The sequence below is a fragment of the Rhodospirillales bacterium genome (genome assembly GCA_014323865.1).
GTDB lineage: Bacteria > Pseudomonadota > Alphaproteobacteria > SP197 > SP197 > SP197.
In genome coordinates this window covers 286482-304394 of sequence record JACONG010000016.1, presented here as the reverse complement: position 1 = coordinate 304394, position 17913 = coordinate 286482, and the positions used below count along the sequence as shown (strand labels likewise).

The 17913-nt window shown below is 64.2% G+C and carries 24 protein-coding genes and 1 tRNA gene; 7 read left to right on the top strand and 18 right to left on the bottom strand.

The features are described from left to right. The first annotated feature begins 14 nt into the window (after window positions 1-14). Together GDA49_10370 and GDA49_10365 are read left to right on the top strand one after the other, a co-directional pair. Window positions 15-1031, top strand: a complete 1017-nt coding sequence (locus GDA49_10370; GenBank protein ID MBC6440790.1) for an NAD(P)/FAD-dependent oxidoreductase — start codon at window positions 15-17, stop codon at window positions 1029-1031. Window positions 1032-1172: 141 nt separating this feature from the next. Continuing rightward, window positions 1173-1466 (top strand): extensin family protein, encoded by a 294-nt coding sequence (locus GDA49_10365; protein ID MBC6440789.1) that lies wholly within the window; start codon window positions 1173-1175, stop codon window positions 1464-1466. Between the two features lie 57 nt (window positions 1467-1523). On the opposite strand, the gene GDA49_10360 is transcribed toward GDA49_10365, so the two are convergent. The 14 genes from GDA49_10360 to GDA49_10295 all read right to left on the bottom strand — a co-directional run bounded on the left by GDA49_10360 (window position 1524) and on the right by GDA49_10295 (window position 11978). Then, window positions 1524-2828: an adenosylhomocysteinase gene (locus GDA49_10360; protein ID MBC6440788.1), complete on the bottom strand. Its 1305-nt coding sequence runs from the start codon at window positions 2826-2828 to the stop codon at window positions 1524-1526. Window positions 2829-2939: 111 nt separating this feature from the next. Beyond that, complete coding sequence (gene ptsP / locus GDA49_10355; GenBank protein ID MBC6440787.1) at window positions 2940-4688, bottom strand: phosphoenolpyruvate--protein phosphotransferase; 1749 nt, start codon at window positions 4686-4688, stop codon at window positions 2940-2942. Window positions 4689-4698: 10 nt separating this feature from the next. Continuing rightward, complete coding sequence (locus GDA49_10350; GenBank protein MBC6440786.1) at window positions 4699-4989, bottom strand: HPr family phosphocarrier protein; 291 nt, start codon at window positions 4987-4989, stop codon at window positions 4699-4701. A 7-nt stretch (window positions 4990-4996) separates the two neighbouring features. Next, window positions 4997-5401 (bottom strand): PTS sugar transporter subunit IIA, encoded by a 405-nt coding sequence (locus GDA49_10345; GenBank protein ID MBC6440785.1) that lies wholly within the window; start codon window positions 5399-5401, stop codon window positions 4997-4999. A 47-nt stretch (window positions 5402-5448) separates the two neighbouring features. Continuing rightward, window positions 5449-6312 carry an RNase adapter RapZ gene (gene rapZ / locus GDA49_10340; GenBank protein MBC6440784.1) on the bottom strand — a complete coding sequence of 288 codons (864 nt, stop codon included), beginning with the start codon at window positions 6310-6312 and terminating at the stop codon, window positions 5449-5451. Then, complete coding sequence (locus GDA49_10335; protein ID MBC6440783.1) at window positions 6309-6740, bottom strand: HPr kinase/phosphatase C-terminal domain-containing protein; 432 nt, start codon at window positions 6738-6740, stop codon at window positions 6309-6311. The genes rapZ and GDA49_10335 overlap by 4 nt, the downstream gene beginning before the upstream one ends. A 7-nt stretch (window positions 6741-6747) precedes the next feature. After that, window positions 6748-7206 (bottom strand): PTS IIA-like nitrogen regulatory protein PtsN, encoded by a 459-nt coding sequence (gene ptsN / locus GDA49_10330; protein ID MBC6440782.1) that lies wholly within the window; start codon window positions 7204-7206, stop codon window positions 6748-6750. Window positions 7207-7252: 46 nt separating this feature from the next. Further along, entirely contained in the window at window positions 7253-7567 is a 315-nt protein-coding gene (raiA, locus tag GDA49_10325) for a ribosome-associated translation inhibitor RaiA (protein ID MBC6440781.1), read from the bottom strand. A gap of 145 nt (window positions 7568-7712) precedes the next feature. Beyond that, window positions 7713-9170 carry an RNA polymerase factor sigma-54 gene (rpoN, locus tag GDA49_10320; GenBank protein ID MBC6440780.1) on the bottom strand — a complete coding sequence of 486 codons (1458 nt, stop codon included), beginning with the start codon at window positions 9168-9170 and terminating at the stop codon, window positions 7713-7715. 15 nt (window positions 9171-9185) lie between these two features. Then, window positions 9186-9962: an LPS export ABC transporter ATP-binding protein gene (lptB, locus tag GDA49_10315; protein MBC6440779.1), complete on the bottom strand. Its 777-nt coding sequence runs from the start codon at window positions 9960-9962 to the stop codon at window positions 9186-9188. Then, window positions 9955-10419 carry a lipopolysaccharide transport periplasmic protein LptA gene (lptA, locus tag GDA49_10310; GenBank protein ID MBC6440778.1) on the bottom strand — a complete coding sequence of 155 codons (465 nt, stop codon included), beginning with the start codon at window positions 10417-10419 and terminating at the stop codon, window positions 9955-9957. The genes lptB and lptA overlap by 8 nt, the downstream gene beginning before the upstream one ends. Before the next feature lie 41 nt (window positions 10420-10460). Continuing rightward, the gene (gene lptC / locus GDA49_10305) at window positions 10461-11147 is read right to left on the bottom strand and encodes an LPS export ABC transporter periplasmic protein LptC (protein ID MBC6440777.1); all 687 of its coding nucleotides are present in this window, start codon (window positions 11145-11147) and stop codon (window positions 10461-10463) included. A gap of 25 nt (window positions 11148-11172) precedes the next feature. Next, a complete protein-coding gene (locus GDA49_10300; protein ID MBC6440776.1) occupies window positions 11173-11784 on the bottom strand; it encodes a ribonuclease D in 612 nt (203 codons plus the stop codon). Between the two features lie 107 nt (window positions 11785-11891). After that, window positions 11892-11978 (bottom strand) — tRNA-Leu (locus tag GDA49_10295). Between the two features lie 105 nt (window positions 11979-12083). Here GDA49_10295 and GDA49_10290 point away from each other — a divergent pair. Further along, window positions 12084-13034 carry a complex I NDUFA9 subunit family protein gene (locus tag GDA49_10290; protein ID MBC6440775.1) on the top strand — a complete coding sequence of 317 codons (951 nt, stop codon included), beginning with the start codon at window positions 12084-12086 and terminating at the stop codon, window positions 13032-13034. On the opposite strand, the gene GDA49_10285 is transcribed toward GDA49_10290, so the two are convergent. Further along, window positions 13031-13288 (bottom strand): hypothetical protein, encoded by a 258-nt coding sequence (locus GDA49_10285; GenBank protein MBC6440774.1) that lies wholly within the window; start codon window positions 13286-13288, stop codon window positions 13031-13033. The two genes, GDA49_10290 and GDA49_10285, sit on opposite strands and share 4 nt — an antisense overlap. Before the next feature lie 151 nt (window positions 13289-13439). Between GDA49_10285 and GDA49_10280 the strand changes: the two genes are divergently transcribed. The 4 genes from GDA49_10280 (at window position 13440) to GDA49_10265 (ending at window position 14976) form a co-directional block, all read left to right on the top strand. Beyond that, the gene (locus tag GDA49_10280) at window positions 13440-13640 is read left to right on the top strand and encodes a Flp family type IVb pilin (protein ID MBC6440773.1); all 201 of its coding nucleotides are present in this window, start codon (window positions 13440-13442) and stop codon (window positions 13638-13640) included. 113 nt (window positions 13641-13753) lie between these two features. Further along, window positions 13754-13942 (top strand): hypothetical protein, encoded by a 189-nt coding sequence (locus tag GDA49_10275; GenBank protein MBC6440772.1) that lies wholly within the window; start codon window positions 13754-13756, stop codon window positions 13940-13942. Between the two features lie 39 nt (window positions 13943-13981). Continuing rightward, window positions 13982-14281 (top strand): prepilin peptidase, encoded by a 300-nt coding sequence (locus GDA49_10270; GenBank protein ID MBC6440771.1) that lies wholly within the window; start codon window positions 13982-13984, stop codon window positions 14279-14281. Between the two features lie 353 nt (window positions 14282-14634). Further along, entirely contained in the window at window positions 14635-14976 is a 342-nt protein-coding gene (locus tag GDA49_10265; protein MBC6440770.1) for a hypothetical protein, read from the top strand. Between the two features lie 76 nt (window positions 14977-15052). Here GDA49_10265 and GDA49_10260 read toward each other — a convergent pair whose 3' ends face one another. Genes GDA49_10260 through GDA49_10250 form a run of 3 tightly spaced genes read right to left on the bottom strand, consistent with a single transcriptional unit; the run spans window position 15053 to window position 17555 of the window. After that, window positions 15053-15559 (bottom strand): DUF934 domain-containing protein, encoded by a 507-nt coding sequence (locus GDA49_10260; GenBank protein MBC6440769.1) that lies wholly within the window; start codon window positions 15557-15559, stop codon window positions 15053-15055. Next, window positions 15546-17204, bottom strand: a complete 1659-nt coding sequence (locus tag GDA49_10255) for a nitrite/sulfite reductase (GenBank protein MBC6440768.1) — start codon at window positions 17202-17204, stop codon at window positions 15546-15548. The genes GDA49_10260 and GDA49_10255 overlap by 14 nt, the downstream gene beginning before the upstream one ends. Before the next feature lie 15 nt (window positions 17205-17219). Continuing rightward, window positions 17220-17555: a DUF2849 domain-containing protein gene (locus GDA49_10250; GenBank protein MBC6440767.1), complete on the bottom strand. Its 336-nt coding sequence runs from the start codon at window positions 17553-17555 to the stop codon at window positions 17220-17222. Window positions 17556-17913 lie beyond the last annotated feature (358 nt).

Genomic DNA, 17913 nt, shown 5'->3' with positions numbered 1-17913 from the left:
CACGGGGATAACGCATGGCACAGCGGCACGAGACCGACATCGTGGTCATCGGCGCGGGACCGGTCGGTCTCTTCCAGGTTTTCGAGGCGGGCATGCTCGACATGCGCTGCCATGTGGTCGACACGCTCGATGCGGTCGGCGGCCAATGCACGGCGCTCTACCCCGAGAAGCCGATCTACGACATTCCGGGCTATCCCGAGATCGAGGCCTCTGAATTGATCCGTCAACTCGACCAGCAGGCCGCGCCGTTCGATCCCGTCTGCCATCTCGACCAGCAGGTGGTTGCCTTGGAAGGCGAGGCCGGCGCCTTTGTCGTGCGGACGTCGGCCGACACGGAGATCGTCTGCAAGGCCATCGTCGTCGCCGCCGGTTGCGGTGCCTTCGGGCCCAACCGTCCGCCTCTGTCCGGTATCGAGACTTACGAGGAGACCGGTTCGGTCGCCTACCTCGTGACCCGCAAGGAGGACCATCGCGGCAAGAAGGTCGTGATCGCGGGCGGCGGCGATTCCGCGCTGGACTGGGCTCTCGGTCTCCACGGCATCGCCGACGAGATCATGGTTGTCCATCGTCGCGATCGATTCCGTGCTGCACCCGACAGCGTCAAGCGCATGCAGGCGCTGGTCGAGTCGGGTGAGGTCGAATTGGTCGTGCCGTACCATCTACACGGGCTCGACGGTGAAGGCGGACAACTCTCGGCCGTGATCGTGGCCGACCTTGACGGCAACGAGCGCCGCCTCGACGCCGATCTGCTCTTGCCCTTCTATGGTCTGCGTATGGAGCTCGGCCCGATCGCCGCCTGGGGTCTCAATCTGGAAAAGAACCTCATCACCACCGATCCCGCCACGGCGCAGACCAGCACGCCCGGCATCTATGGCGTCGGCGACATTGTGACCTATCCCGGCAAGCTGAAGCTCATTCTCTCCGGCTTCTCCGAAACGGCGATGGCAGCCCATGCCATCCATGATCTCGTCTATCCGGACAAACCGCTTCACTTCCAGTACTCGACCACCCGAGGTGTCCCGGGGGCCTGAAACGGCCGTGCGAGCGACCTGTTTCGGCCACGCTTCGTCGTTCTCCTGCACGCGGATGGGAGAACGCGATGCTTGGATTTCGACGTCTGTCGTGGCGTCTGCGGCTTGGTGTGACCGGAGCGGTCTTCGCCGCGCTTCTGGTTGACCGCTCTGCAGCAAGGAGGGCTGCGGATCCCTGAAAGCTGGTGGTTGTCGCCCATTGATCTTGCAGCGGAACCGCACAGGCTGACGCGCCTCCCGCTCAACAGCCTGGCCGCCGATCCCGAGGCCTGCCACGCCGCGCTCGACCGCGCGCCGCTTTCCTGCCTGAGGACTGTCGAGCGACCCATCACCAACGGCTGCGGCCTGTTCAACGTCGTTCCGGGTCCCGCGTACAACGAGGCCCATGACGACCACGTCCATCTCGACATGGGCCACCTGCGATCCTGCCGCTGAACGAAAGAGGGCCGGAGTATTCGCTCCGGCCCCCGTCGATCACACTGTCGCGAGTAATCAGTAACGGTATTCGTGCGGCTTGAACGGACCGTTCCGGTCGACGCCGATGTAGTCGGCCTGATGATCGGTCAGCTTGGTGAGCGTCGCGCCGACCTTCTCCAGGTGCAGCATGGCGACCTGCTCATCAAGGTGCTTGGGCAGCACGTAGACCTCGTCACGCTTGTAGGTGCCCTTGTCCTTGTGGCTCCAGAGTTCGATCTGGGCCAGCACCTGGTTGGTGAAGCTGGCGCTCATCACGAAGCTCGGATGGCCCGTCGCGCAGCCCAGGTTCACCAGGCGACCCTCGGCCAGAAGGATGATCTTCTTGCCGTCGGGGAACTCGATCTCGTCGACCTGCGGCTTGATGTTTTTCCACTTGAAGTTCCTGGTCGCCTCGACCTGAATCTCGTTGTCGAAGTGGCCGATGTTGCAGACGATCGCACGGTCCTTCATGGCCCGCATGTGGTCGACCGTGATGACATCCGTGTTGCCGGTGGCGGTAACGAAGATGTCGGCCCTGGACGCGGCATCGTCCATGGTGACGACCTCATAGCCGTCCATGGCGGCCTGGAGCGCGCAGATCGGGTCGATTTCGGTCACCATCACACGGGCGCCCGCACCCTGCAGCGACTGCGCCGAACCCTTGCCGACACCGCCGTAACCCGCGACCACGGCGACCTTGCCCGCCATCATGACGTCGGTGGCGCGGCGAATGCCGTCGGTGAGGCTCTCGCGGCAGCCGTAAACATTGTCGAACTTCGACTTCGTCACGGAATCGTTGACGTTGAAGGCGGGAACCAGAAGTTCGCCCTTCTTGGCCATCTGGTAAAGACGTGCCACGCCGGTGGTAGTCTCCTCGCTGACGCCGTGCACGTCCTTGAGAAGCTCGGGGTACCTGTCGTGCATGATCGCGGTGAGGTCACCGCCGTCGTCCAGCAGCATGTTCGGCACCCAGCCGTCGGGGCCGTGGATCGTCTGCTCAATGCACCAGACGTACTCTTCTTCGGTCTCGCTCTTCCAGGCAAAGACCGGGATTCCGGCCGCAGCAATTGCTGCGGCCGCCTGATCCTGGGTCGAGAAGATGTTGCACGACGACCAGCGGATTTCGGCGCCGAGATGGGCCAGAGTCTCAATCAGCACGGCGGTCTGTATGGTCATATGCAGGCAGCCGGTGATGCGCGCGCCGGCCAGCGGCTTGTCCTTGCCGTAACCCTCGCGGATCGCCATCAGGCCGGGCATTTCGACCTCGGCAATCTCGATCTCTTTGCGGCCCCACTCGGCCAAGCCTATGTCGGCAACCTTGTAGTCTGTGAATTCGCTCATCTCAGCGTCCGTTTCTGCAATCTGTCGGGTAATTTCGGGTAATCAATGGCCCTGCCGGGCGGGACGCACCGCTTAACAAATACGTGCTGGGGCGTCCAGCGGATGCGGGGTTCAGGCCAACGCGTTGAAGTCGTCGAGCAGGGCCGCGACCATCCCGGAATCGGTCTGTTCCATGATCGTCTGAGCCCGTCGCATCGCCTCGTTGGTGTCGAGCGTCCTGACGCGCTGTTTGACCCGCGGCACGGCGGCCGAGGCCATCGAAAGATCGCGGATGCCCAGACCCAGCAGGATCGCGGTCATGCGCTCGTCACCCGCCATCTCGCCGCAGACGTTGATCGGAATGCGTGCGCGCAGGGCGGCTGCTGTCGTGAACTGGATCAGCCGCAGCACGGCGGGGTGCAGCGGGCTGTAGAGATGCGCCACCTGCTCGTCGCCGCGGTCGATGGCGAGCGTATACATTGTCAGATCGTTGGTCCCGATCGAGAAGAACTCGCAGTCCCGCGCCAGGCCGTCAGCGGCGAGCGCCGCGCCCGGAATCTCGATCATCGCGCCGATTGGCGGCAGGGGATCGGCGAACTTCTGCCGGCGGCGGCGCAGCCGGATCGCGACCTTCTTGAGCGCCTGGCGGACCTGTCGGACCTCGGACGGCGTCGAGATCATCGGCAGCAGGATGCGCACGGGGCCGTGGGCGCCGGCCCGCAGGATGGCCGAAAGCTGGTTCTCCAGCAGTTCCTCGACCTTGAGCGACAGACGGATTGCACGCAGGCCCATCGCCGGGTTAGCGCTCACCGTCAGGTGCTCACCCAAGGAATAGGGCAGCTTGTCGTTGCCGACATCGAGCGTGCGTACGGTGACCGGGCGGCCTTCCATGGCTTCAACGATGTTGCGCAAATGGGCGTACTGCTCGTCCTCGGTCGGCACATCATCGCGGTTCAGGAAGAGGTATTCAGTGCGGTAAAGCCCGATGCCCTCTGCGCCGTGCTCCAGGGCAGGGCCGATCTCGCTGGCAAGGTCGATGTTGGCCTGCAGGCCGATACGGATGTCGTCGCGTGTATTGGCGGGCACATTGCGCAGCCGCTCGAGCTTGCGCGCCTGACGCTTCAACTCTGTCTGGAGATCCTGATAACGCTTCAGAACGTCATCTGTCGGATTGACGATGACCGTGCCGACCTGACCATCAAGAATGACCATATCGCCGGTGCGGACGTTCTGGAGAAGATCGGACGTGCCGACGACGGCGGGCAGACCGAGCGAGCGGGCCAGGATGCCGGTGTGGTCCTGAGCGCCGCCGATCGCCGTGACGAAGCCCGCGATGCGCGCCGGGTCAAGCAGTGCCGTATCGGCCGGCGTCAGCTCGTCGGCGACCACGACGGTTCCGGCCGCCAGTTCGGTCAGGGCGCGATAGGGCTTGGCCATGAGGTTGCGAATCAGCCGCTGGCCCACGTCATGGACGTCCTTGCTGCGCTCCGCGAGATAACTGTCTTCCATCTGCGCGAAGGCCTGGGCGATTTCACCCACCTCCTGCCAGACTGCGGCCTCGGCGTTGATCGTCTGTTCGCGGATACGGGTCTCGACACCGCGCACGAGGCGGGAACCGTCGAGCATCTGGCCGTGTGCCGTGAGCAGGTACTCGAGCTCCTCAGCGGCGCTCGCCGGCAGGGACTGCGCCTTGGCGGTCAGCTTCGTGATCTGGGATTTTGACTTCTCGATTGCCTTGCCGAAGCGGACGATCTCGTCATCGACCGCATCGGCCTTGATGGCAAAGCTCGGCACATCGAGCGAGCCGTGTTCTGTCACGAACGCCGGACCGATGGCGATGCCCTGCGAAACACCGAGACCTGCCAGAGTGTTGTCGGTCATGGTGCCCGGCCTACTCGTCGAACCGATTCTCGACCAGGGTCGTGATCGCGTTGACCGCGGCCTCGGCGTCGGCGCCCCTGGCATCGACCGCGATGGTGGTTCCCGGCGCGGCCGCGAGCATCATCAGCCCCATGATAGAGCGTCCCGACACCCGCACACCGTCCTTCTCGACGTCAACCTCGGCCTCGAAGTCGGTGAGGGTCGCGACGAATCTGGCGGCCGCGCGTGCGTGCAGGCCACGCTCGTTGACAATCACGAGGCGCCGACTCACGACTTCCGCCGATCCGTCCGGGTTCGCCATGTCCGTTTTAGCCCTTGGACTTGAGCAGGCTGCTTGCCACGTTGATGTACTTGCGCCCCGATTCCTGGGCAGCGTGAACCGCATTGTCGATCGAGGCGGTCTCCCGCACGGAAGCAAGCTTGATCAGCATCGGAAGGTTGATGCCGGCGATGACCTCGATGTTGCCCGCTTCCATCACCGAGATGGCGAGATTCGACGGTGTGCCGCCGAACATGTCGGTCAGCACGATCACCCCGGCACCCGAGTCGACCTGCTTGACGGCCTCGACAATGTCGTCGCGGCGCTTCTCCATGTCGTCGTCGGGGCCGATGCAGATGGCCCGCACGGCCGTTTGCTCGCCCACGACGTGCTCGGTGGCGGCAACAAACTCCTCGGCCAGGCGGCCGTGGGTGACCAATACCAATCCGATCATGGCTCGCTGCGTCTGCTGGTGCGATCAGGCAGGCCCTTGGCGGCCTGTTATGACGTTAGTTCACGATGCTGCAATGCAACACGACGTCCGCCCTCGCTTAACAGAGGGGCGAGCCGTTCGGCAACAAAAACCGACCGATGGCGCCCGCCGGTGCAGCCGATGGCAATGGTCAGATAGCGCTTCCCCTCGGCTGTGTAGGCGGGCAGCAAATCGCTGATCAGGCCGCCGAATCGGTCGAAAAAGTCCGCGAATCGGTCGTCGGATTCGATGAAACGGGCGACCTCGGCGTCCTTGCCGGTCTTGTGCCTGAGTTCGTCGACGTAGTGCGGGTTCGACAGAAAGCGCACGTCGAAGACGAGGTCGGCGTTGCCGGGAATGCCCATGCGATAGGAAAACGACATCACAAAGACAGAAAGCCTCGGTGTCGGATCGAAACGAAGGTGTTCGCCGACATGGCGCCGCAGCGCAGCGCTGTTCATCGCGCTGGTATCGACCACCAGATCGGCGAGCGCCATGACGGGTTTCATCAGAGCCTGCTCGGTTTCGATGCCGTCGGCCACGGTGCCGTTGCCGGCCAGCGGGTGAGGGCGCCGGGTCTCGGTGAAACGGCGCTGCAGGCCGTCGCTGTCGCAGGTGAGAAACACGACGGTTACGCTGAGCCGCGGACGCGTGCGCAAACGATCGCTCATGGCGAGAAACGCATCGACATCGAAGCTGCGCTGCCGCACGTCGACCACAATCGCGAGCCGGACGTTGTCGGTCTCATCGAGCAGCATCTCCACCAGGTGCAGGGGAAGGTTGTCAATCGCGTCGTAGCCTTCGTCCTCCAACGCTTTCAACGCGGTGCTGCGCCCTGCTCCCGAGAGCCCGGTCAGAAGGACCAGATGCCGGTCGTTCGTTTCCTCAGTCATCGCCTGTCCGCCTGTGGCCGGTGAAGGGCCAGCGCCGCGCGAACCTTGGCCGTTGCAGAGGGTTCGTGAGCGCAGAGGTGAAGGGCGGGGAGTTCGACCCCGGCAAGCATCTCCCGGCGCGGTTCGGGCAGACGCTCGATCTCTTCAGGCGCACAGAGATCGGCGATCAGGGCAAGTCTTGCCGAAGCGGCGTGGTCGACCGGGACGATTCCCACGCCGCGCACTTCCATGAGGCCTGCGAGCCGCTCCAGGGCGCGTGCTATCAATCGCTGGTCATGGCTTTCGAGGTCGACCTGGTCGTCGGCCACCAACTGCGCGCCGCAGCTGTCAATCAACCGCAGGGCAAGGTCGCTCTTTCCGCTACCCGATGGACCTCGGAACAGGATGCCGACACCGTCGAGTTCGATACAGGTGCCGTGGACCAGCATGACTGCCTCAGTCCGCTTTACTGGCTTCGGTCAGAAGGGCGTAGATTGCTTCCGCCCCGTTGGCACCGCGCAGCTTCTCGCAGACGTCCTGATTGCGCAGAAGGCGCGAGACCTTGGCGAGCGCCTTGAGGTGGTCGGCACCGGCGCTTTCCGGGGCCAGCAACAGAAACATGAGGTCGACGGGCTGTTCGTCGATCGCGTCGAAATCAATCGCGGCATCGGCGCGCGCAAACAGGCCATGCAGCCTCTCAAGACCCGTCAGCTTGGCATGTGGAATGGCGATGCCGAGGCCGACTCCGGTCGAACCCAGGCGCTCCCGTTCCAGCAAGGCATCGAAAACGAGCCGTTCGTTGATGCCCGAGATCGTCTCCGCCTGGCACGCGAGTTCCTGCAAGGCCTGTTTCTTGCTGGCGGCGCGCAGCCGGGGCACGATGCTTTGGAGCGTCAACAGCTCAGAAATCTCCATATCCTCACTCCGATCCGGCACCACACGCGCGGGCCGATCGATCCGTTCAATGGTGTTCGCGCAGCTTCCTCTTGCTGCGGCGGAGCTGCTTTTCGACATGCTCCTCTGCCAGACGGAAGCTGGCATAGGCGTCGTCGCTGCTGCCCCGGCCTTCGGCATGGATGTCATGGCCGACATGAACCGAGATGTGAGCGTGGAAGTCGTTGCCTTCTCGCGAGAAGGTCACGTGCGCTTCCATGGAATCGGCGAAGTACTTGCTCACGCCGTTTTCCAGCGTTTCGGTCACAAAACTGCGCAACGCGTCGCCAACGTCAACCTGATGCCCTGTCACGGCAATCTTCATGGTCTTCCCATCGATCATCTGCATGGTTCAACGGCCGGCGCCCAAGGATCCGGCGGCAGATCGCCCGTCTCGATGGGGGCGTGGCCCTCTCAGAGGCACGCACATATATCGCCAGACTGCCGCCGAGACAAGCAGTCCTCGCGCACCATCCAAAAGCTTCGAATCAGGGTTTGGGAGCTCTGTCGAGACGCAGTTCGCGGCGGCGCTGAACCGATGACGGAATGCGCATGGCTTCGCGATACTTGGCCACCGTGCGGCGCGCGATGCTGATCCCCTCGTCGGCGAGTGCGGAGACAATACCGTCGTCGGACATCACTTTCGCTGCGGTCTCGGCCTCCACAAGCGCTTTGATGCGGTGCCGCACGGCCTCTGCCGAATGGGCGGGGCCGCCGTCGGTATTGCCGAGCGAGGCGGTGAAGAAATACTTCAGTTCGAAAATGCCCCGCGGCGTCAGCATGAACTTGTTGCTGGTCACCCGGCTGACCGTGCTTTCGTGCAGTTCCAGGGCATCGGCAATGTCCCGAAGAACCAGAGGTTTCAGATGTTCCACACCCTTGACGAGGAACATGTCCTGCTGGCGCACGATCTCCTGTGCGACACGCAGAATGGTCCGCGCCCGCTGATCGAGCGCCTTCAGCAGCCAGTTGGCCGATGTCCATTGCTCGGTGACGAAAGCCTTGTCCTCGTCGGTCCTGGCATTGCGTTGAACCTCGGCGAAGTAACACTCGTTCGCCAGGATGCGCGGAAGGCTGTCGGTGTTGAGCTGGACATGCCAGCCGCCGGCCTGGCTGGCGCGCACGATCACGTCGGGGGCGATAGCCTGGATCGGACCGGCGTCGAAACGCAGACCAGGCTTGGGATCGAGCGCCTTGAGTTCGTTGAGGACATCGAGAATGTCCTGGTTCGAGCAGTTGCCGATCTTTCTCAGGGTGTTGAAGTCGCGCTTGGCGACAAGGTCGAGATTGTCGAGCATGGCGCCGCTCACCGGATCCAGCCGGTTCCGGTCCTCGAGCTGGATGCGCAGGCATTCCCTGAGGTCGCGGGCGAAGACGCCGGGCGGATCGAGTCGCTGGAGCTTTTGCAACACCGCTTCGAACGCCTCCTGTGTGTATCCGAGTTGCGCCAGGGTCTGTTCGCGATCGGCCGTGAGATATCCGGCCTGATCGAGGGTGCCGAGGAGGTGGAGCGCGATCAGCCGTTCGGTTCCGTCGAGCTCCATATGGATCTGCTGCGCCATGTACTCCTGCAGCGAGAAATCGCGTGCGACCGTGCTCTCAACGCCGTTGAGACCACCGCCCGCGTTGCTGCCTCGTCCCACCGGGCCCCCGGTACTCCAGGGCATCGATCCCGCCGCATCGAGATTGACGTTCTCCGCATCGTCGCGCCGGTCGCTTGCCTCGCTTTCTGTCTCCAACGCCTGACGGTTGCGATCCTCGGCCTCGGGCTGGGTCGTTTCGGCGGCAGAGTCGCGCTCGAGCAGCGGATTCCGCTCGAGTTCTTCTGCGACGTAGGAGGTCAGCTCGATGTTGGAGAGCTGCAGCAGCTTGACCGCCTGTTGCAGCTGCGGCGTCATCACCATGGACTGGGTCTGCCGCAGGTCGAGACATGGAGCCAGGCTCATTGTCCTGAAACCACGCTAGAGGCGGAAGCGCTCACCGAGATAGACTCGGCGCACGCCCTCGTGCGCCACGATCTCGTCAGGCGTGCCCTCCATCAGAACCCGGCCCTCGTGCAGGATGTAGGCCCGGTCGATGATGTCGAGTGTCTCGCGCACGTTGTGATCGGTGATCAGCACGCCCAGGCCGCGGTCCTTGAGATGGGTGACGAGATCACGAATGTCGCCGACCGCGATCGGATCGATGCCTGCCAGCGGCTCGTCGAGCAACATGAAGCTCGGGCGCGAGGCCAGCGCACGGGCGATCTCGACCCTGCGGCGCTCACCGCCGGACAGTGCCAGAGCCGGCGTGCGGCGCAGATGCGAGATCGAAAACTCTGCGAGCAGCTCGTCGAGCATGGCCTCGCGCACGTCGCGGTCCTTCTCCACCACTTCCAGAACGGCGCGGATGTTCGCTTCGACCGTAAGGCCGCGGAAGATCGACGCTTCCTGCGGCAGATAACCGATGCCGATCCGGGCCCGCCGGTACATCGGCAGTTCGGTGACGTCATTGCCGTCGAGCGTGATGGTGCCGGAATCGGCGGTGATCAGGCCGGTGATGAGATAGAAGCAGGTCGTCTTGCCCGCGCCGTTGGGGCCCAGAAGCCCGACCGCTTCGCCGCGCTGCACACCGACATTGACGTCGCGCAGAACCGGGCGACGCCTGTAGGTCTTGCTCAGGTTCTGCGCTGCCAGTCCCGCATTGTCGGCGACAAGCGTGGGGCGGTCTGATGCCGTTACCGTGGTCAACTCAAGGATCTTCTTGTGAGCCTGCGTTATCGAAGATCACCTTAACCCGATCACTGCTGCCGGTCATCTGACTCTGGCCAGTTTCAAGGTTCATGGTTGCTTCATCGCCGCGCAGCACGTAGTTGTCGTTGGTCAGCACGACATTGCCCAACAGCGTGATCACCCCGGTGTCCACATCATAGGTGCCGCTGTCCCCCTGAGCGGTCTCCTGCGGCGTCGAGAAGAACACGTTGCCGATCACCTCGATCAGACTGATCTGGCTGTCGCTGCCCTCGCCCTCGCGGTAGTGCACGATCAGCGTGTCGGCATTGAGCGTCAGAGCACCCTGCTTGACGTCGACCGCGCCGGTGAATGTGGCGCGCTGGCTGTTCTGCTCGACCTCCATCGTGTCCGCCTCGATCTCCAGCGGCAGACTGCTGTCGTGACGGGATGAGTCGATGACCTGCGCGAGCGCCGGCACGGTCACGACAAGCGCCAGAAAAAGGCCAGGAATCAGACGATGCGCCGTCACGGTGTGGCTCCCGGGAAGATGGTGAGATGAACCCGGCCGTCGAAGAACAGCCGGTCCCCGTTGTCGGTGATACGAAAACCCTGCGCGTCGATCAGGCCGGCCGGTCCCTGGCCTCGGACCGGCAGGTGCCCTTCGGCTGTGCCGTTGTCGAGGTCTATCAGGGCATAGTCGCTGTGAAGCTCGTAACCTTCGTCGGTGAAGACGCTGACGTTCGATTCGACGACCAGAAACTGGCCGACCCGGTCGTAGACGCCGCGGTCTGACAAGATCGTCGCCCACATGCCGCTATCGAGCGTCATGTCGCCCTGAAGATCCTCAAGGTAGATCAACTCGTCGTAGCCCTGTTCCTGCCATGCGCTTGTGGCGGTCACGGTATAGGAGTCGCCATCTTTGTCCGTACCCAGGAAACGCGCATTGGTCATGGTCGGCTGGGCGCCGAGGATACCAACGTCGCGAGCGAGCATGTTGATGTCGATAGTCGTTCGCGTGCCGGTGACATTAAAGTAGGGCCACACGATGACCGACGTCGCCAGCAAAAGTGCGCTGACGGGAAGGAGCCAGCGCATCAGGCCGACGAAGCGGGTGTAGCGCCAGTCGATCTTGACGCGTCCGCGTCCGGCCGTCGCGCGACCTTGCGACGCTGCCGCGACCGGGTTCGCTGTCGGGGAGTGGTCTTGCAACACGCCGTATGCGTCTCCGATTGCCGACTCAGTGCTGGAAGATGTCGGGATCGTCCCAGCCTGAGAGATCAAGCACCGCCCGGTGGGGAAGGAAATCGAACAGCGCGCGCGCGAGGTCGCTGCGACCTTCCCGTTCGAGCCTGCGGTCGAGCTCTTCCCTTAAACGATGCAGGTGCAGGACGTCCGACGCGGCATACTTCAGCTGATCATTGGAGAGTTCCGGCGCGCCCCAGTCGCTGCTCTGCTGCTGCTTCGAGATGTCGACGTTGATCAGGTCCTTGCAGAGATCCTTCAGGCCGTGCCTGTCGGTAAATGTCCGCACCAGTTTCGAAGCGATCTTGGTGCAGTAGGCTGGCACCACGACGGCGTCGAGACAGCGTCGCAGCACAGCGACGTCGAACCGGGCGAAATGGAAGATCTTCAGAATGTCCGGGTTCTCGAGAAGCGCCTTCAGAACGGGCGCTTCGGTCTGCCCCTTTGCGATCTGCACAAGATGGGCGTTGCCGTCCCCCGACGACAGCTGCACCAGGCACAACCGATCACGGGCCGGATTGAGCCCCATGGTTTCCGTGTCAACGGCGACCACGGTCCCGAGATCGAGATCGTCGGGGAGATCGCCCTGATAGAGAATGTTGGCCATGCTGCCAGCCAGGCCCGCTACGAACGCTCGGCAACCTAGGCGCAGCATGCCTGCGGCGCAAGCTGCGGTGCCTTCGGCGCATCAATGCGAAACATCTTATCTGATGATGGTGCCCAAGAGAAGACTCGAACTTCCACGGGATTTCTCCCACAGGTACCTGAAACCTGCGCGTCTACCAATTCCGCCACCTGGGCTCGGCGCTTCAAGTATTGTCGCGCCGATGCGGTGTCAAGGCCGTGCACGCTTGTCCGGCCGCAGACGGTGACTAAGATGTGCCGCGCCACAGCGGAGGATTGATGATGGCGCAGCGCGATATCGTGGTGTTTGGCGGTTCGGGCTTCCTCGGGCGCTACCTCGTCCGGCGGCTGGCCGACGACGGCTGGCGCGTGATCGTGGCCGTGCGCGACACCGAGCGCGCCAAGTTTCTGCAGCCGTTGGGGGATGTCGGACAGATCGTTTCGGTGCGCGCCGATATCGCCGATCCCGAGCAGGTCTCTGCTCTGGTCGACGGCACCGATTCCGTCGTCAACCTGGTCGGCATTCTCTACGAGCGTGGCAAGAGAACGTTCCGTCGCATCCATGTCGAGGGTGCCCGCAACATCGCCGAGGCGGCGGCTCGGTCGGGATGCCGCCACATGGTGCAGGTCTCCTCCATCGGGGCGATGCTCCAGTCGCCCTCGGCCTACGCACGCTCCAAGGCCGCGGCTGAGCAGGCGGTTCTGGAGACAATGCCCCAGGCCGCGATCGTGCGGCCCAGCATCGTCTTCGGCGCGGAGGACGGTTTCTTCAATCTCTTCGGTCAGATGGCGACATGGTCACCGGTCATCCCGCTGTTCGGTGGCGGTACGACGCGATTCCAGCCCGTCTATGTCGACGATGTCGCCGCTGCGATCGTCGCCTGCCTCAACGATCGTTCGACGGCCGGCCGGACCTTCGAACTTGGCGGTCCGTCGACCTATTCGTTCCGCCAGCTCATGGAGGTCGTCCGGCGCGAAACGCAACGTGGCGTCCTGCTTGTGCCGATGCCCTTCCTGGTCGCCCAGATCCAGGCGCTGTTCCTGCAGCTGCCGCCGAAGCCGATTCTGACACCCGACCAGGTCCGACTCCTGAAGATCGACAACGTGGCCGCCCGGTCCATGCCCGGGCTGGGCGATCTCGGCATCACGCCGACCACCGTCGAGGTCGTCGTGCCGAGTTATCTCGCGCTCTATCGGCGGGGCGGATTGCGGGGCCCGGCCCGGTTCGGCTAGAGCGTCTTCCCCTCGCGGTCGCGCTGCCCTTTGCGCTCGCCGGACTCGCTGCCGGGCAACAGCGTCTGCTTGGCGTAGAGCCGCGTTTCCCCTTCATAACCGGTGCTCGCCATGGGCAGGCCGCCCATGTAGCCGCGCCGCACATCCTCGGGGCCCCAGGGGGCGATCAGCTGGTCTGGCAGCAGCGAGACGTTGCCGTCGAGCAGCTTGGCGGCATGGCGTTCGGCGGCACACTCGGCCACGGTTGACACCACGCGGGCAAGAGTTAAGGCTTGTTTTAATCGTTTGTTAAGGAATGCTCCCCATCTTCACCATCGACCGGGGATGCCTTGATTGGCACGGCGGGCATACCGGGCTTGACCCCGGAACAGGTTTGACGCAGAAAACCCTGAGGAGGGATTGGTCATGATAGGTATTGCGAACTACGCGGCGAGCAAGCTGTCCCGTTTCCGTAAGGACGAGGAAGGCGTGACTGCCATTGAATACGGCCTCATCGCCGGCGCCATCGCCGTTGCGATCATCGCCGTCCTGCTGATCCTGGGCGAAGACATCAACTCTCTCTTCGAGTCGACCTCGGAGGCCATGCAGCAGGATTCGGGCAACTAAGACAAGTTCGGAGCCGGTTTCGGCCGGCTCGCCTGTCGCGAGGGTGCGTGGCTTTCACGTGCCCTCGCTTTCGTTTGAGGACCGCGCAAGATCGCGCAAGATAAGGAGACCGCGTGACCGACTTCGAACCGGCCAGGGTCGCGACGGCGCTCCTCCTGCTCGGTTTCCCGATCCTGCTCGCGGTCGCCGCTGCCAGCGATGTCGCGCGTTACAGGATCGGCAACCGGCTGAACCTTGCCCTTGTGTGTCTCTATCTGCCTGCGGCGTTGGTGACGGGCGCCGGGCTTGAGGAGATCGCCTAGCATCTTGGCGCTGGCCTGGCCGTTCTGGCTGTCGGTCTGGTGCTCTTTGTTCTGAACCGGCTGGGCGGCGGCGACGTCAAGCTGCTTGCGGCAGCGGCGTGCTGGACCGGCTTTGCGATACTGCCCGACTTCCTGATCGTTGTCGGACTCGCCGGCGGCGTGCTGGCGCTCGGGCTTCTCGTTATCCGTCGGCTGCTGCGCGGACGGATCGCCGAAGACTCGCCCCTGGCTCGACTTCTCGGTCAGACACGTGACGTGCCCTACGGAATCGCCATCGCCGCAGGCGGCATCGTCGTCTGGCCCAAAATGGACCTTGTGACACGATTCCTGATTAACTGAACAATATTGGGTGATGTAAAGAGTTATCCGATTTGGTTAATGAAATTTTTCAATAGGAAAAGTAAGACCTTGAGAGATTACGATAAATCTCTTTACTTGCGGGATCAGGAGGTCAAACTGGAACTTAACCATGCGTGTGGTCATCATCATCCCTGATTGTGGTCGCACTGGCAACCGCCGGTGCCACTGCGTTTTTCGTCAGCCGGTTGCTGTCGAGCGTCGAAGAGGCCTCCGAAGCAACCGGTCGAGGTGCTGTTCGCCACGGCCGATCTGCCCGGAAAAACCCGGTTCTGCCCGCTCACATCATTTCATTCACGATGCCGGCGGCGAGGACGGGGATCGCGTGATCATCAATGCGATCCGCGGTTCGCGTCGCGACGATCCGCGTCAGCCCGGACACGAGCGGCGGCGGCTTCGTCCTGACGGGCGATCGTGTCGACCTGGTCGTCATCTTCGGCGTGCTCGACGTTGACGACATCTCGGGCGGAGCGACCCAGTGCGTGGTCGGCGAGACCGTGCCGCAGGGCATCCGTGTCCTGGCCGACGACCGGGAGGTCGCGACCGAGAGAAGCCGGCGTGGCGAAAAACGGTGGGTTGATGCGGGCCTATCCGGGATGTTGGCTGTTTCAACACGGTGTCGGTGCCGGATGACCAGGCGCGGCATCGGTTGTGGAAATGCGGCGCCTTCGGCATGAAGCCGTGCCGCGGGATGAAAACACCCAACGACGACTTCCCGGGAAGAGGCACGCGGTGCGATGTTCCCCGGCCTTGTCAACGGCGCTTTGGTGCCTCGTCCGCGTGGCGTTGTCGGACGATTGTGGCACGCCGGTCGGCCGCGCTCTGGTAGGCCACGGAGATCTCGGTGACGGCACGCTGCCACGACGCCGGATCGTCGTTCCCGGAAACCTCGAAGGCATCGAAGCCGCAGCGGTGCATGAACAGGAACTGGTCGCGCAGGACATTGCCCACCGCGCGCAGCTCGCCGCCATAGCCCAGCCGTTCCCGCAGCTTGCGCGCGCAAGAGTAGGCGCGTCCGTCGGTGAACCTCGGGAATTCCAGACAGATCAGGTCGAAGCGCGCGATATCGTCGGCCAGCGCGTCGGGTGCCTCGTCGCTGGCCAACACGAGACCCAGCGGCGCGTTGCGCGCCTCGAGCGCGCCGCGCTCGGCGAGCCAGCGCCTGAGCGTGATGACGACCGGCCCATCGGGCAGGGCCTGTCGGTCGTCGACGCGGACCCAGGGGTCGCTGCTGAAAGCGCCATCCTTAATGAGCGGCATAGAGCACCTCCTTGAACGGCTTCAGGCCGATCCGGCGACAGGTGTCGAGGAAACGCTCGCCCGCTTCGCGCCGGTCGAGATAGACGCCGACGATGGTTTCGACCGCATCGGTCACCGTCTCGGCCGGGAAGGCCGGGCCGACGATGTCGCCGATGGCCGCGGTCTCGGTATCGTCGCCGCCGAGCGTGATCTGGTAGTGCTCCACGCCCTTCTTGTCGACGCCGAGGATGCCGATGTGGCCGACGTGATGATGGCCGCAGGCGTTGATGCAGCCCGAGATCCTGAGCTTCAGCTCGCCGATGTCATGCTGGCGGTCGAGAGCGGCGAACCGCTTGCCGATCTCCCGGGCGACGGGGATGGAACGCGCATTGGCGAGATTGCAGTAGTCGAGGCCCGGGCAGGCGACGATATCGGTGATCAGGCCCGCGTTGGGCGTGTCGAGAGCGGCCGAGACCAGGCCCTGCCAGAGCGCAAACAGCTCCTCCTGCGCCACATCGGGCAGAACCAGGTTCTGCTCGTGGCTCACGCGGATTTCGCCGAAGCCGAACCTGTCGGCGAGATCGGCGACCGCGTCCATCCGGGCGGCGGTGGCGTCGCCGGGCACGCCGCCGATCGGCTTGAGCGCGATGGTGACGATGGCGTAGCCCGGCTGCTTGTGGGCCGAGACCGCCGTGCTGTGCCAGCGGGCGAAGGCCGGATCGGCCGCCAGCGCCTCGGTCAGCGTTGCGGGATGGTCCTCCAGCGTCCGGTAGGCCGGGGGCCGGAAGCAGGCGCGGATGCGCGCGAGTTCGCCACCGGGCAGGACCTGGGGCGTCTCCTCAGCCATCGCCTGAAACTCGTCCTCGACCAGCCGCGTGAACGCTTCGACACCGGTCTGGTGCACCAGGACCTTGATCCGCGCCTTGTAGAGATTGTCGCGCCGGCCGAGCTGGTTGTAGACCCGCAGGACGGCCTCCAGATAGGTCAGCAGCCGGGGCACCGGCAGGAAGGCGCGGACGACGTGGCCTACCATGGGCGTGCGACCCTGGCCGCCACCGACGATCACCTCGAAACCCGCCTCGCCCGCGTCGTTGCGCACCATGCGCAGGCCGATGTCGTGCACCTTCACGGCCGCCCGGTCGTTGGGCGCGCCGGTGATGGCAATCTTGAACTTGCGCGGCAGGAAGCTGAACTCCGGGTGCAGCGTGGACCACTGGCGGATGATCTCGGCGTAGATCCGGGGGTCGTCGATCTCGTCGGCCGCGACACCGGCGAACTGGTCGGCGGTGACATTGCGGATGCAGTTGCCGCTGGTCTGGATGGCGTGCATCTCGACCTCGGCCAGCTCCTCCAGGATATCCGGCACCTCTTCCAGGCGCGGCCAGTTGTACTGGATGTTCTGGCGCGTGGTGAAATGGCCGTAGCCCTTGTCGTAGACCCGCGCGATCCGCGCCAGCCGGCGCATCTGGCGCGAGGACAGCACGCCATAGGGAATGGCGACCCGCAGCATGTAGGCGTGGAGCTGCAGGTAGAGCCCGTTCATCAGGCGCAGCGGCTTGAACTCGTCCTCGGTGAGCTCGCCGGCAACGCGGCGGCGCACCTGGTCGCGGAACTGCGCGACCCGTTCGTTGACGATGGTGCGGTCGAACTCGTCGTAGCGGTACATCGGCGGGCTCCCGCGTTACCGGGCGACGGGGGAAAGCCGGGCCTGGTAGCCCAGGTCAGGCCGCACCGTAGGGCCCGCCGCACGAATGACCTCCTTGATGTGCACCGGCCGAACACCGGCGGCACCGGGCGCGACATCGATCAGATAGGGGGACACCACGAGCCGGTCGGTGACCGCACGCCCGGCCATCGCCAGCATGGCCGCACCGTCATCGGACTCGAACACGAGTGCGGCATCCAGGCACTCCGTCCAGCGCTCCTCGGGCGCCATCCACACCACCGCTCCGTCCAGCAGACGGTTCGCGGTCACGACCTTGAAAGCCATGGCACGACCCTCCAGACGACACGGCATCGCGCGAACCCATCAGGGGATCGCGGACGGTATCGTCCTTGATTGGCGGCGGTGGCGGGGATGTAGGGCTGGCGGTGGAGACGGTCAAGGAGTTTCTCGCGCAATGCCGCACGAGAACCGAAGCCTGAATGGGAACCCCGGCACGTCGAAGCCGGGATCAAGGTCATCTTTCGCATCGGGCACACTGGCGAACGCCAGCGGTAACGCCGGCGTCATGGATGTCATCGGCGGCGCCCAGCGTGCCGCGTCGAACGGCGGGCTCGATGTCTGACGGTTCATTCGGGCAGCCGATTGTGCATCATGTCCCGGTGCCAGAGCGGATCGCACCCGCCCTGCATCCAAAGACTCGGAGCCACGC

Coding starts and splice junctions, on each gene's coding strand:
- GDA49_10370 (MBC6440790.1), top strand. CDS start 15: ATGGCACAGCGGCACGAGACCGACATCGTGGTCATCGGCGCGGGACCG.
- rpoN (MBC6440780.1), bottom strand. CDS start 9,170: ATGAGCCTGGCTCCATGTCTCGACCTGCGGCAGACCCAGTCCATGGTG.
- GDA49_10345 (MBC6440785.1), bottom strand. CDS start 5,401: ATGATCGGATTGGTATTGGTCACCCACGGCCGCCTGGCCGAGGAGTTT.
- raiA (MBC6440781.1), bottom strand. CDS start 7,567: ATGATCGATGGGAAGACCATGAAGATTGCCGTGACAGGGCATCAGGTT.
- GDA49_10300 (MBC6440776.1), bottom strand. CDS start 11,784: ATGGCCAACATTCTCTATCAGGGCGATCTCCCCGACGATCTCGATCTC.
- GDA49_10255 (MBC6440768.1), bottom strand. CDS start 17,204: ATGTACCGCTACGACGAGTTCGACCGCACCATCGTCAACGAACGGGTC.
- GDA49_10260 (MBC6440769.1), bottom strand. CDS start 15,559: ATGCCGCTCATTAAGGATGGCGCTTTCAGCAGCGACCCCTGGGTCCGC.
- GDA49_10280 (MBC6440773.1), top strand. CDS start 13,440: ATGATAGGTATTGCGAACTACGCGGCGAGCAAGCTGTCCCGTTTCCGT.
- ptsN (MBC6440782.1), bottom strand. CDS start 7,206: ATGGAGATTTCTGAGCTGTTGACGCTCCAAAGCATCGTGCCCCGGCTG.
- GDA49_10350 (MBC6440786.1), bottom strand. CDS start 4,989: ATGGCGAACCCGGACGGATCGGCGGAAGTCGTGAGTCGGCGCCTCGTG.
- GDA49_10250 (MBC6440767.1), bottom strand. CDS start 17,555: ATGCCGTGTCGTCTGGAGGGTCGTGCCATGGCTTTCAAGGTCGTGACC.
- GDA49_10265 (MBC6440770.1), top strand. CDS start 14,635: ATGCGATCCGCGGTTCGCGTCGCGACGATCCGCGTCAGCCCGGACACG.
- GDA49_10360 (MBC6440788.1), bottom strand. CDS start 2,828: ATGAGCGAATTCACAGACTACAAGGTTGCCGACATAGGCTTGGCCGAG.
- rapZ (MBC6440784.1), bottom strand. CDS start 6,312: ATGACTGAGGAAACGAACGACCGGCATCTGGTCCTTCTGACCGGGCTC.
- GDA49_10290 (MBC6440775.1), top strand. CDS start 12,084: ATGGCGCAGCGCGATATCGTGGTGTTTGGCGGTTCGGGCTTCCTCGGG.
- GDA49_10335 (MBC6440783.1), bottom strand. CDS start 6,740: ATGCTGGTCCACGGCACCTGTATCGAACTCGACGGTGTCGGCATCCTG.
- ptsP (MBC6440787.1), bottom strand. CDS start 4,688: ATGACCGACAACACTCTGGCAGGTCTCGGTGTTTCGCAGGGCATCGCC.